The sequence below is a fragment of the Paraburkholderia aspalathi genome (assembly GCF_900116445.1).
GTDB lineage: Bacteria > Pseudomonadota > Gammaproteobacteria > Burkholderiales > Burkholderiaceae > Paraburkholderia > Paraburkholderia aspalathi.
Genome location: NZ_FPBH01000028.1, coordinates 94827 through 107196 on the forward strand (window position 1 = coordinate 94827; position 12370 = coordinate 107196).

Here is a 12370-nt window from a genome sequence, read left to right on the forward strand (position 1 = left end):
AAGATCATCATGGATTACGCAACCCTCAAACTGATCTGGTGGGTGTTGATCGGCGTACTGCTGATCGGCTTCGCGCTCACCGACGGCTTCGACATGGGCGCGGCGATTCTGCTGCCGTTCATCGCGAAGACCGACGCCGAACGGCGCATCGTCGTCAATACGGTCGGCGCAACGTGGGAAGGCAATCAGGTGTGGCTCATCACAGCTGGCGGCGCGATGTTCGCCGCGTGGCCGCTGGTGTACGCCGCGTCGTTCTCCGGCTTCTACTTTGCGATGCTGCTGGTGCTGTTCTCACTGTTTTTCCGACCGGTCGGCTTCGACTACCGCAGCAAGCGTGAAGACCCGCGCTGGCGCAGTGCATGGGATTGGGCGCTGTTTGTCGGCGGCTTCGTGCCGGCGCTGGTGTTCGGCGTGGCATTCGGCAACCTGCTGCAAGGTGTGCCGTTCTCGTTCGACACCGATCTGCGCGTTACGTATCACGGCAGTTTCTTCGCGCTGCTCAACCCGTTCGCCGTGCTGTGCGGACTCGTTAGCGTGTCGATGCTGGCCGCGCACGGTGCGGCCTTCGTGAAGATGAAGGCGGACGACGTCGTCGCCGAGCGTGCATCGCTCGCGCTGCGGATCGCTTCGCTCGCCGCCGTGGTGCTATTCCTGCTTGCCGGCGCACTGATCGCCACGATGATCGGCGGCTATCAGATCGTCGACGCCGCGCCGCTCGATACGGTGGCCAACCCGCTGCTGAAGAACGTGATCGGCGCGCCCGGCTTGTGGCTCACCAACTACGCAAACTATCCGTGGATGGTGATCGCGCCGGTGGCGGGCCTCGTGGGTGGCGTGCTTGCCTTGTTGCTGGCGCGCTCGCGTTTTGAAAAGAGCGCCTTCCTGTCGACCTCGCTGATGATCATCGGCGTGATTCTGACGGCAGGCTTCTCGATGTTCCCGTTCATCATGCCCTCCTCGCTCGACGGCCGCAGCAGCCTGACCGTCTGGGATTCGACCTCGAGCCGCATGACGCTGCAGATCATGCTGATCGCCGTAATCATTTTCCTGCCGATCGTCCTGATCTACACGAGCTGGGTGTATCGCGTGATGCGAGGCAAGGTGACCGCCGCGGCGCTCGAAGAAAATCACCATTCTATGTATTGATCAGGAATACGGATAACAGGAGTTTGTGATGTGGTATTTCAGTTGGCTTCTCGGCATTGGCGTGGCGTTGGCCTTCGGCATTATCAATGTGATGTGGCTGGAAACGCGCCGGCCTTTGGAAGCGGGTAAGCAGAAGGCACGTTGATGGATCTGTTACTGGTCGCGCGCCGTTAGGCTCAAGCCGGTAAACGTAAAAGCGGCACCTTGAATCAAGGTGCCGCTTTTTTATTGCTGCTTTTTTAATGCTGCTTCATCGGAACCGAAGCGCAGTAACGGAGCGGCGCAGGCCGCTCCTCAACGTTGCATTACGCCGGCTGCGGCGCCGTACCGGCACCCGTATCGGGCGACAGACGCGTCGCCAGTTGTGCGGCGTAGCGCTGTGCTGCGTCGCCAACGACGATGTGGAACGTGTCGGCCGAAACCCACGCCGTATCGAGCGTAGCAAGACGTTGACGATCAACCGCCGACGGATCACGAACCACGATCCGCAGACGCGTTGCCGCCACGGCATCCAGCGACACGACGTTGCCCGCGCCGCCGAACACGGCGAGCCAACGCAACGGATCCGGATCGAGCGGACCGCCCTGAGCACCGCTTGCGGTCGCCACGGGAGCCACAGGAGCCACAGGAGCCGCAGCGACAGCAGGCGCAGCAGCAGCCACCGGCTTCACGGCATCGCCACCGCCTTGTGCGATCACAGTGCGAATTTCATCAGCGATGATGTCCGCTTCCGGTCCAATAATCACCTGCACGTTGGTCGAACCGCGTTTGAGGACACCACGCGCGCCGATCGTCTTCAGTTCGCTTTCCGAAACCTTGTTGGCATCCACCACCGACAGACGCAATCGCGTCGTACAAGCATCCACCACCGACAGGTTCGACGCGCCACCCAGCGCGGCGATATAACGCCGTGCGCGCGGCACGGCGGCACCCGCCACCGGCGACACGAAACCGCCAGCCGCAAACGACTCGATCTGTTCTTCTTCGGCAGCAGGTTCACGACCCGGCGTTGCCATGTTGAACTTGCGGATAAAGAAGCGGAACAGTCCGTAATACACGACCATGTACACGAGGCCGATCGGAATCGCCCACCAGCCCTTGGTCGACAGGCCGTAGTTCAGCACGTAGTCGATAAAGCCAGCCGAGAAGGTAAAGCCGAGATGAATCCCGAGCGCCGAGCAGATCGCCAGCGACAAGCCCGTCAGCACCGCATGGATGGCATACAGCACCGGCGCGAGGAACATGAAGCTGAATTCGATCGGCTCAGTCACGCCCGTCAGGAACGAGGTAAGCGCCATCGAAGCCAGCAAGCCGAACACCATCGCGCGACGTTCTTTCGGTGCCTCGTGATACATCGCGAGACACGCGGCCGGCAGGCCAAACATCATGACCGGGAAGAAACCCGTCATGAACGTGCCCGCAGTCGGATCGCCCGCGAAGAAGCGATGCAGGTCGCCAGTCACCGGCGCGCCGCCGGGCGGCGTGAAGGTACCGAACACGAACCACGTCAGCGAATTGAGAATGTGATGCAGCCCCGTGACGAGCAGCAAGCGGTTCAGCACGCCGAACACGAACGCGCCGAGCGCACCCGCGGTGGTCAGCCAATGGCCGGCCGTATCGATGACGCCTTGCACCGGCTGCCATACGTAGCCGAACACAATGCCTATCACCAGACAGACCACGCCGGTGACAATCGGCACGAAGCGTTTCCCTCCGAAGAATGCGAGGTAGTCTGGCAGCTTGATATCTTTGTACTTGTTGTACAGCAAGCCCGCGACGATACCCGCCACGATCCCGGACAACACGCCCATGTTGAGCTTGTCGTTGATGTCCTTCATCACCGCGATTTCGACCAGATAGCCGATCGCACCCGCGAGACCCGCCACGCCGTTATTGTCTTTCGCGAAGCCAACCGCCACGCCGATTGCGAACAGCAACGGCAGGTTGTCGAAGATCGCGCCGCCGGCGTCGGCGATCATCTTGATGTTGAACACATCGGGTTGGCCCAATCGCAGCAGCAGGCCGGCAACCGGCAGCACTGCTATCGGCAGCATCAGCGCGCGTCCCAGGCGCTGAATCTTCAGAAACGGATTCCCATCCATTGACACCTCCAATCCTTGTCTCGTTGTCGACAGTCGTCGTTGAGTTCTAGCTTTACGTGGTTACTGAGCGAAGCTGGTTGCGGACTGTGTGGGGTTCAGTCCAAAGGCCAGGTTTCGCGGCTTACTGCTCTTACCGCCTGCGCCGATTCGAGCGCCAGGACATCCTGGGCACGTTGACGGCACAGCTGATAATCGAGGTTGCGCACCCGCGCCTTGATGCCCGGCACCGACACCGGATCCACCGAAAGTTCGGTCACGCCGAGGCCGACGAGGAGCGGCATGGCCAGCGGATCGCCCGCCAGTGCGCCGCATACGCCTACCCATTTGCCATGCTTGTTCGCGCCCTGCACGGTTGCTGCGATCAGGCGCAGCACCGCAGGATGCAAGCCGTCCGCTTGCGCTGCGAGATCGGCCTGGCAACGGTCCATGGCGAGCGTGTATTGCGTCAGATCGTTGGTGCCGATCGAGAGGAAATCCGCGTGTTGCGACAGTTGATCGGCGAGCAACGCGGCCGACGGTACTTCGATCATCACGCCGACTTCGATCGGTTCGGTACGGCCCGATTCACGAGCGAATTCGTCGATGCGTTTGCGGATGCGGATCAACTCGCCGACATCCGTCACCATCGGCAACAGGATGCGTACGGCGCCGAGCGGTTGCACCGCGAGCAGGCCGCGCAACTGATCGTCGAGCAGATCCGGACGGACTTGTGCGAGGCGGATGCCGCGCAGGCCGAGCGCCGGATTCGGTTCGGGCGGCAGCGTCAGGTAATCGACTTCCTTGTCCGCGCCGACGTCCAGCGTGCGAATGATCGCGGTGCGGCCGCTCAGCGCCTCGACGATGGCCTGATAGCTCTGGCGATGTTCGTCGACGGTCGGCGCCGAGGCGCGGTGAATGAACAGCAGTTCGGTGCGCAGCAGGCCGACGGAATCGGCACCGTTGTCGACGGCGGTTTTCGCGTCGTCGAGCGTGGCGATGTTCGCGGCGACTTCGATCGCACGGCCATCGGACGTCACGGCTGCCTGTTGCGACGTACGGCGATTCGCTTCGCGCACACCGGCGAGGCGGCTGCGCTCAAGACGCGCGCGTTCGACGTCGAGCTCAGTCGGCGCGAATTCGAGGCGGCCGGTGGTGGCGTTCACCACAACCTGCGTACCTTCAGGGATCGCGTGCAATGCATCGCCGACTGCCACCAACGCCGGAATGCCGGCCTGACGCGCAAGAATCGCCGCGTGCGAAGTGGCGCCGCCACGCGACATTACCAGCGCGGTGACGCGCGTGCGATCCAGCGAGGACAGATCCGACGGCGTGAACTCCTCTGCCGCCAGCACGGCTTCTTCCGGCAGCGTGCGTGCCGCGGCGTTCGTATAGCCGAGCGCACGCAACACACGCTTTTCAATGTCGCGCAGATCGGCGGCACGTTCCGCGAGCAACGCGTCTTCGATATTGGTCAGGATGGCGATCTGTGCGCGGATCGCTTCGCGCCATGCAAAGCCCGCGCTCTTGCCAAGGCTGATCAGATCGCGCGCGGCATCGACCAGCGTGGGATCTTCGAGCAACACACGGTGGACCGCGAAAATACCCGCCTCGCCCACCGCACCGCGTTGCGACGCATCGCGCACTGTAGTACCGAGATCTGCATCGACGGTGGCAATCGCCTTGTCGAGCAGCCGGCTCTCTGCCGCCGACGTGCCGTTCGCCTTTTCCGGCGGATCAATATCCGCATCGTCCCAACGCACCAGCTTGCCGACCGCGACGCCCGGCGACGCGCACACACCCGCGAGCGTATTCGGCGCGAGCGTTTCGCCCGCAGCTCGCGCAACCGTTTGCGGCGCTGGCGAACTTTGTCGCGCCGGCTTCTCTTCGACTTCACCGTGCGCTTCACGCGTCAATTCGTGTGCAATCGCTTCGATCGCAGCTTGAGCTTGCGGACCAACGCCGAGCAACTCGACAGTCGCACCTTCGCCAGCGCCAAGGCCGAGCAAACCGACCACGCTCTCGATCGCCGCCTTGCGCCCTTCGTAACGTACTTCGACACGCGCATCGAAACCACGTGCCGCTTCACGAGCGCGCGCTGCCGGCCGCGCATGCAGACCGCCCGCGTGGATCAGCGTAACTTGCTGACGCGCTTCTTCGGTCACGTTGGTGGCGCTCGCCTGGCGCGATGCGTCTGCCGCTTCGCCGCTGCGAGCGCGCAGCACCAGCAACGGCGTTTCGCCTGCCTTCAGCATACCGTTCTGCACACGCTCGACAATCTCAAACGCATCCGAATTGGCAATCGCGATCACCGAGACGAGACTCGGCGCATTCAGCGCGACCTGGTCCTGATCGAATTCGATCAGAATGTCGCCGGTACGCACATGGGCGCCTTGCGCGACCATCGGCGCAAAGCCCTTGCCATTCAGTTCGACCGTATCGATGCCGATGTGCAACAGAATCTCGACGCCTTCGGCCGTCGCAAGCGTGACTGCGTGACCGGTGCGGGCGAGATGGGTGATGGTGCCGTCGCACGGCGCGACGAGTCGCCCCTCGAGCGGATCGATGCCGATGCCGTCGCCGAACATGCCGCCCGAAAACACAGGGTCGGGCACGTTCGCCAGCGGCACGACCGGACCGGTCATCGGCGCGAGCAAAACAATATGGCCTTCAGAATGGCTCATCAAGCGGGACTCCTCGACACGTCGCATCTGATTTCTCGTCAGTGAGTTTCGGTGACTTTGTTGAGATGGCGTGGCGCGTCAGGATTGCGCCCGCGAGCGGCGGCAAGGCCGGCAGCCATCACATAAAAGGACAGGATTGCGGCGATCGGATCGAGCGCCGCATGAGCGGTGGTGGCGAGCGGCAGGGTCGCTTCCGGCACGTCGGCCGGCGCGGCGAGCAGCACGCGGGCGCCGCGCGCCTGCATGTCGCGCGCGAGTTGCAGCAAGCCGGCTTGTTCGGGACCACGCGGTGCGAAGACCAGCAGCGGGTAGTCGCGGTCGATCAACTCCATTGGACCGTGCCGCACTTCCGCGCTCGAAAACGCTTCGGCCTGAATGCCGGAGGTCTCTTTCAATTTGAGTGCAGCTTCCTGCGCGATCGCAAGGCCCAGACCGCGGCCAATCACGATCATGCGTTCGACGCCACGCAGTTCATCCACAGCCTTCGACCAATCAAGCTTGCCGGCGGCTTGCAACGCGTCAGGTAGCGTATTTAACGCGCCGAGCAACGCTTCGTCTTTCTGCCAGTGAGCGACCAGTTGCGCGGAGATCGACAGCATGGCGATGTAGCTCTTGGTCGCCGCGACGCTCAATTCCGGACCGGCCACGAGCGGCAGATGAAATTCGCAAGCGTCCGCCAGCGGCGAGCTCGGCGCATTCACTGCGGCCACCGTCAACGCGCCGGCCTTGCGCAACGCTTCCATCGTGCCGACGAGGTCAGGGCTCTTGCCCGACTGCGAGAACGCCAGCGCGAGTTGATCGCGCACTTGCAGCGGCGCTTGCTGGAGCGTCGCGACCGACATCGGCAGCGAGGCAACCGGTACACCGAGGCGGCTCATCGTCAGGCTCGCGAAGTAGCTCGCCGCATGGTCCGAGCTGCCGCGCGCGACTGTCAGCGCAACGTGGCGCGGTTGCTGGGCGAGCTTCGCCGCCAAAGCTTCCACGCGCGACGTATCCCTGAGCTGCGCGGCAACCGTTTCAGCGGACGCCTGCGCCTCTTTAAGCATATTCGACAATTGATTCTCCTTCGACGTAAGTCGCGGTCAACGCCAGTTCACGATCGAACACGACCACATCGGCCCACGCACCGCGCGCGATGCGGCCGCGGTCTTCGATACCGAGGTAGTCGGCGGCATAGCGCGACAAACGGTTTGAAACATCGGCGATCGGCAAGCCGATCGATACGAGATTGCGCAGCGCCTGATCCATCGTCAGCGTGCTGCCGGCGAGCGTGCCGTCGGCGAGACGCACGCCGCCGAGGCACTTCGTCACATGCTGGCTGCCGAGGCGGTATTCGCCGTCGGGCATGCCGGTCGCCGAAGTGCTGTCCGTCACAACGTAAAGACGCGGAATCGCGCGCAAGGCGGCGCGGATCGCGCCCGGGTGGACGTGCAGCAAGTCGGGAATGATTTCGGCGAATTCGGCGTGCGCGAGTGCGGCGCCGACGAGGCCGGGATTGCGGTGATGCAGAGGCGACATCGCGTTGAACAGATGCGTGAAGCCGCAGGCGCCGTGCTTGAGTGCGGCGACGGCGTCGTCGTAGGTGCCGAGCGAATGGCCGAGCTGCACGCGTACGCCGCGCGCCGCCATCTCGGAGATGATCTCCATGTGGCCGGCGATTTCCGGCGCCAGTGTGACCACGCGAATCGGCGCGATCGACAGATACTTCAGCACTTCGTCCATCACGGCCGATACGGCCGCGTCTGGTTGCGCGCCGAGCTTGCCGGGGTTGATGTACGGACCTTCCAGATGCACGCCAAGCACACGCGACCCGCCTGGCGTGCGAATGCGCGCGTTGTTGCCCAGACCCGCGACGACATTCATCAGCTCGTCGCGCGGCGCGGTCATCGTGGTGGCGAGCAGGCTGGTCGTACCGTGACGCGCATGGGTGCGGCTGATCGTCTCGATCGCGTCGCCGCCTTCCATCACGTCGGAGCCGCCGCCGCCATGCACGTGCAGATCGATGAAGCCGGGCAGGATGTACGGCGCGTCATTCTTCGCCGGATCGACGCGTTCGCCGGTCAGTGCCGTGATGCGGCCGTTTTCGTATTCGAGCGTGCCGTGAATCCACCCATCGGTGGTGAGTATGTTTCCGGTCAGCATGAGTCTCTCTGGTGAGGCGTAATGCGGGGTGTGACTGAATTGCGTTCGGCTGTGCCGCACTTGACGGCGGCCCGCTCAGGCGCGCCAATCAGGTGCGCAATTCAGCGACAAAGTCGTAGTAATCGTCGCGGCAATACGTGTCGGTCAGTTCGATCGCACGCTGGTCCGCGCTATACCCGATACGGGTAATGACCAGCAGCGCTGAGCGCGGTTCGATATCCATCAACGAGGCGATTTCGCTCGAAGCATTGACCGCGCGAAAGTGCTGCAAGGCGCGCACGACGGCAGCGCCACGTTGTTCGAGATAGCTATAAAGCGACACGCCGATGGCCAGCGGATCAGGCACGATCGCCGCGGGCAGCGCCGAATGCTCGACCGCCATCACGATGCCATCCGCGCGCCGCAGACGCCGCAGGCTCGTCACCGCCGCACCGGGCGACAGGCCGAGGTGCACCAGCTCATCACGGTTGGCGGCGCGGATATCGCGCTCGAGCCACACCGAATCCGGCCGGAACCCGCGTTGCTGCATCTTCTTCGTGAAACCGGTGAGCCGCGACAGCGGATCTTCGACGCGCGGCGTGATGAAGCTCCCTGCGCCACGCGCCCGCCGGATCAAGCCTTGTTCGACCAGAAGCTCGATCGCCTTGCGCGCGGTGATGCGCGACACGCCGATCGCATCCGAAAGCGTGCGCTCCGAAGGCAGCGCTTCACCCGCCGACCACACGCCGCAGTGGATCGCCGTCGCCAGATTGCGCGCGAGCTGCAGATAGAGCGGCGTGACGTTGCGAGCGTCAGGCATCAGTGCGGACCAGCGAGTTTCCATGGGGCTCCGGCGGTCGTCTAAAAGAATGCGGCCTACGAAAATGAGAGCCCATTATATAACCAACATAATACCAGTCAATCAACTGGTCCCATGCTGGCATGAACTGGCGGAAAGCCTTGCTGGATAAGCGTCAGCGGGTGATTTGAGCGCCCCGGAGAGCGGTTTACATGGATCGGGATTTACCCGTATTCGGGATGCCGGACGGCATCCAGGTGGTTCATAGTGGTTCTCTTCCCGGCCGGATAGACGCCCAAAAATCCATACCTTTCTGATACCACTTAGGGCCGCTCCGTGGCCGCGCGGCTTTTTTAATGGGTTCCGTTCCAATATAGTGATGCGTAGCTAGCCAAAAAAATTCCCCCGGGGAGCAGCATTTGACAGATTCCGAGGCGCTGCGGCGCGCTCAGGCCGTCCGCCATTTCAACCGCTTCTATACCCAGCTCATCGGCGCTCTGCACGAGCATCTGGCAAAGAGCGCCTTCTCGCTGACGGAAGTACGCGTTCTACACGAACTGTCCCGCGGACGCGCGCAGACAGCCTCGGTGCTCGGGCGCAATCTCGGCCTCGATAGCGGCTACCTCAGCCGCCTTCTGACCAGTTTCGAACGACGCAACCTGATTACGCGGCGCCCGTCCGACACGGACGCGCGCCAATCGTTGATCGCCCTCACCGACAACGGCCACGCGGCCTACGCGCCGCTCGATACGGCGGCGATCGACGAAGTAACGGCGCTGCTGAACGGTCTCACCGCGCTTTCCCAGGAACATCTGATCGCCGCGATGAAGGTGATCGAGCGCCTGCTCGATAGCAAGCCGCAGCATGAACTCGTGACCCTTCGGCAGCCACGCGCCGGCGAGTGCGGCTGGCTCGTGCATCGGCAGGCGCAGTGGTTCGCTGCGCAATACGGCTGGGATCAGTCGTTCGAAGGGCTGCTCGCGCGCGTCGTCGCCGATTACTCGCAGCGCAACGATCCCGTGCGCGAGATGTGCTGGGTTGCCGATCAGGACGGCATGGTGGTCGGCTCGGTGTGCATCGTCGGAATCTCGACGACCGTGGCGGGCGCGCGGCTCTTGTGGGTCGAGCCGGACGTGCAGCGTCTTGGCATCGGCACGCAATTGATGAACGAATGCGTGCGCTTCGCGCGACGCGCAGGGTACACAAAACTCACACTGACCACGGCCAGCACGCTCAATGAGCCGCGCCGGCTATGCGAGCGCGCCGGCTTCCAGCTCGTCTGCACGACGGAGGAACGGCGCTTCGGCAAGGATCTGATGATCGAACGGTGGGAGTTGGAGTTGTAGTCCTGCCAACGAATGCGCGACGCACGGACAAAAAAAACGCCACGGTTTGTCACCGTGGCGTTTTTGCTTTGCGAAGCAGGTTGACGGGTGTCGCTTAGAACGACGGCACCACCGAACCCTTGAACTGCGTCTTGATGAACTGGCGCACGTCTTCCGACTGGTAAGCCGCGACCAGCTTCTTGACCCAAGGCTTGTCCTTGTCCTGCGTGCGCACGGCGATCAGGTTCGCGTACGGGCTGTGGATATCTTCGAGCGCGATCGCGTCTTTGGTCGGCTGCAGACCGGCGGCCAGCGCGAAGTTCGTGTTGATCGCGGCAGCGTCGACGTCCGACAGCGAGCGCGGCAGTTGTGCTGCGTCGAGTTCGAGCAGCTTGATCTTCTTCGGATTCTCGGCGACGTCGAGCGCCGTGGCGTTATTGCCGTTCGTGCCCGCGCCGGCCTTCAGCTTGATCACGCCTTGCGTCTGCAACAGCAGCAGCGCGCGGTTCTCGTTCGACGGATCGTTCGGCACCGCGATCTTCGCGCCCTGCGCCAGATCCTTCAGCGACTTCAGCTTCTTCGAATAGATACCGAGCGGCGAAATGTACGTCAGGCCCGCATTGACGATCTTGTAGCCACGTTGCTTGACCTGGCTGTCGAGGTACGGCTGGTGCTGGAAGCTGTTGGCATCCAGATCGCCGGCATCGAGCGCGGCGTTCGGCTGCACGTAGTCGTTGAATTCGACGACCTTCACATTCAGGCCTTCACGCTTCGCCACCTTCGTGACGACTTCCCAGATTTGCGCATCCGGGCCGCCGATGGTGCCGACCTTGATGACCTTGTCGTCAGCGTGTGCGCCGAAGCTGGTGACGATCGCCGCGCTGGCGACTACTGCCGAGAGGGCTTTGAGGATGTTTCTGCGCTGCATGTAATTCTCGCTTGTTCTGATCGATGTCAGATTCGGGTGGAAGCCGGCGGCAGGCATCTTGTGGACACGCCGCCAACTGGACCGTAAATGGTCTCATACGCCCGGCGAGATGGGAAATATCACGATCGCATATGGTTATGCACCTGCAATGGCGCTGTTCATGTGGGACACATTCACCCCGTGGCCGGAGCGAGGCACTAAGCTCCGTAGCTCGCGCGCACCAAATCAACCACTGACCGATAATCGAAGATCATTGCCCGCAAACCCACGCGGCCCACTTGTTCGCTTACGAGAACGCTCATGTACGTCATCAATCTCATCTACACCGCACCCCTCGAGCGCGTCGACGACGCACTCGAAGCACATCGCGCATTTCTGACACAACAGTTCGAAGCAGGCGTATTCGTGGCCGCCGGACCGAAGGTGCCGCGCGACGGCGGCATCATTCTGGCAGTGCGCATCGAGCGCGATAAGCTGGATGAGATTCTCGCCAGCGACCCGTTCGCCGAACAGAAGCTCGCGCGTTACGAGGTGACGGAGTTCAAGGCGACGCGCCTCGCGCCGGGAATGAATTTGCCGATGCCGGCTTGAGGATAACTGCGAAGGAAATTGAATACGGGCGCGCGGCAGATGCACGCGCCCGTCTGCATCAACGCATTAATCGAGCAGCAGCTTGATATCGTGCACCCACGGCGTGGCGCCCTGGCCGTCACGCGCGAATAAACGCAGCTTGCCGTCCGGGTCGAACACATAGCTCGCTGCCGTGTGGTCCATCGTGTAGCTATCAGCTGTCTTGCCCGGCACTTTCGCGTAGTACACGCGGAAGTCTTTCGTGATCTTGGTGAGCTGCGCCTGGTCCGCCGGACGCAAGCCGACGAACGTCGGATTGAACGCCGGCACGTATTGCCCGAGCAGAGCCGGCGTGTCGCGGTCCGGATCGACGGTGACGAACAGCACCTGCACGCGCTTCGCGTCTTCCGGGCCGAGTTGCTGCAACGCTTGCGAAAGCTCAGCCATCGTGGTCGGGCAGACGTCCGGGCAATGCGTATAGCCGAAGAACAGCACCACGACCTTGCTCTTGTAATCCGCCAATGTGCGGACTTGGCCGGTCGTGTCGGGCAGCGAGAAATCGCTCCCGAATTGCGTGTTGCCGGTGATGTCGAGGTTCTGGAACGCCGGCGGCTGCTTGCCGCAACCGGCCACCAGCAACGCGCCGCCGAGTGCGCAAGCGATCACGGTGACACGCGCGGCAGCACGCGCCGTGCGCACAAAGCGTTGTGTGAGCATGG

Annotated in this window: 11 protein-coding genes; 4 read left to right on the forward strand and 7 right to left on the reverse strand. The window is 62.9% G+C overall.

Features of this window, described 5'->3' with window-relative positions:
* Positions 1 to 9 precede the first annotated feature (9 nt).
* Together cydB and cydX are read left to right on the forward strand one after the other, a co-directional pair.
* Positions 10 to 1146: a cytochrome d ubiquinol oxidase subunit II gene (gene cydB / locus BM438_RS33535; RefSeq protein ID WP_054035782.1), complete on the forward strand. Its 1137-nt coding sequence runs from the start codon at positions 10 to 12 to the stop codon at positions 1144 to 1146.
* A 28-nt stretch (positions 1147 to 1174) separates the two neighbouring features.
* Positions 1175 to 1291, forward strand: coding sequence for a cytochrome bd-I oxidase subunit CydX (cydX, locus tag BM438_RS33540; RefSeq protein WP_093643722.1), 117 nt, complete (start codon positions 1175 to 1177; stop codon positions 1289 to 1291).
* A gap of 160 nt (positions 1292 to 1451) precedes the next feature.
* On the opposite strand, the gene nagE is transcribed toward cydX, so the two are convergent.
* From nagE to BM438_RS33565, 5 genes are all read right to left on the reverse strand, one after another.
* On the reverse strand, positions 1452 to 3248 hold the full coding sequence (gene nagE, locus BM438_RS33545) for an N-acetylglucosamine-specific PTS transporter subunit IIBC (RefSeq protein WP_093643724.1): 1797 nt from the start codon (positions 3246 to 3248) through the stop codon (positions 1452 to 1454).
* Positions 3249 to 3343: 95 nt separating this feature from the next.
* Positions 3344 to 5908, reverse strand: coding sequence for a phosphoenolpyruvate--protein phosphotransferase (gene ptsP, locus BM438_RS33550; RefSeq protein WP_200651379.1), 2565 nt, complete (start codon positions 5906 to 5908; stop codon positions 3344 to 3346).
* 38 nt (positions 5909 to 5946) lie between these two features.
* Positions 5947 to 6954 carry an SIS domain-containing protein gene (locus BM438_RS33555; RefSeq protein ID WP_093643729.1) on the reverse strand — a complete coding sequence of 336 codons (1008 nt, stop codon included), beginning with the start codon at positions 6952 to 6954 and terminating at the stop codon, positions 5947 to 5949.
* Positions 6947 to 8050, reverse strand: a complete 1104-nt coding sequence (gene nagA, locus BM438_RS33560; RefSeq protein ID WP_093643731.1) for an N-acetylglucosamine-6-phosphate deacetylase — start codon at positions 8048 to 8050, stop codon at positions 6947 to 6949. Before nagA ends, BM438_RS33555 begins: the two co-directional genes overlap by 8 nt.
* Positions 8051 to 8138: 88 nt before the next feature.
* Entirely contained in the window at positions 8139 to 8873 is a 735-nt protein-coding gene (locus BM438_RS33565) for a GntR family transcriptional regulator (RefSeq protein WP_054035773.1), read from the reverse strand.
* A 374-nt stretch (positions 8874 to 9247) separates the two neighbouring features.
* On the opposite strand from BM438_RS33565, the gene BM438_RS33570 reads away from it, so the two are divergent.
* Positions 9248 to 10174, forward strand: a complete 927-nt coding sequence (locus BM438_RS33570) for a bifunctional helix-turn-helix transcriptional regulator/GNAT family N-acetyltransferase (protein ID WP_093643734.1) — start codon at positions 9248 to 9250, stop codon at positions 10172 to 10174.
* 94 nt (positions 10175 to 10268) lie between these two features.
* Here the strand turns inward: BM438_RS33570 and BM438_RS33575 are convergent, their stop codons facing one another.
* The gene (locus tag BM438_RS33575; protein WP_093643784.1) at positions 10269 to 11081 is read right to left on the reverse strand and encodes a MetQ/NlpA family ABC transporter substrate-binding protein; all 813 of its coding nucleotides are present in this window, start codon (positions 11079 to 11081) and stop codon (positions 10269 to 10271) included.
* Between the two features lie 300 nt (positions 11082 to 11381).
* Here BM438_RS33575 and BM438_RS33580 point away from each other — a divergent pair, with 300 nt between their 5' ends.
* Entirely contained in the window at positions 11382 to 11672 is a 291-nt protein-coding gene (locus BM438_RS33580; protein ID WP_093643736.1) for a YciI family protein, read from the forward strand.
* A gap of 66 nt (positions 11673 to 11738) precedes the next feature.
* Here the strand turns inward: BM438_RS33580 and BM438_RS33585 are convergent, their stop codons facing one another.
* Positions 11739 to 12368 (reverse strand): SCO family protein, encoded by a 630-nt coding sequence (locus BM438_RS33585; RefSeq protein ID WP_093643738.1) that lies wholly within the window; start codon positions 12366 to 12368, stop codon positions 11739 to 11741.
* Positions 12369 to 12370 lie beyond the last annotated feature (2 nt).

Coding starts and splice junctions, on each gene's coding strand:
- cydB (WP_054035782.1), top strand. CDS start 10: ATGGATTACGCAACCCTCAAACTGATCTGGTGGGTGTTGATCGGCGTA.
- cydX (WP_093643722.1), top strand. CDS start 1,175: ATGTGGTATTTCAGTTGGCTTCTCGGCATTGGCGTGGCGTTGGCCTTC.
- nagE (WP_093643724.1), bottom strand. CDS start 3,248: ATGGATGGGAATCCGTTTCTGAAGATTCAGCGCCTGGGACGCGCGCTG.
- ptsP (WP_200651379.1), bottom strand. CDS start 5,908: ATGAGCCATTCTGAAGGCCATATTGTTTTGCTCGCGCCGATGACCGGT.
- BM438_RS33555 (WP_093643729.1), bottom strand. CDS start 6,954: ATGCTTAAAGAGGCGCAGGCGTCCGCTGAAACGGTTGCCGCGCAGCTC.
- nagA (WP_093643731.1), bottom strand. CDS start 8,050: ATGCTGACCGGAAACATACTCACCACCGATGGGTGGATTCACGGCACG.
- BM438_RS33565 (WP_054035773.1), bottom strand. CDS start 8,873: ATGGAAACTCGCTGGTCCGCACTGATGCCTGACGCTCGCAACGTCACG.
- BM438_RS33575 (WP_093643784.1), bottom strand. CDS start 11,081: ATGCAGCGCAGAAACATCCTCAAAGCCCTCTCGGCAGTAGTCGCCAGC.
- BM438_RS33580 (WP_093643736.1), top strand. CDS start 11,382: ATGTACGTCATCAATCTCATCTACACCGCACCCCTCGAGCGCGTCGAC.
- BM438_RS33585 (WP_093643738.1), bottom strand. CDS start 12,368: ATGCTCACACAACGCTTTGTGCGCACGGCGCGTGCTGCCGCGCGTGTC.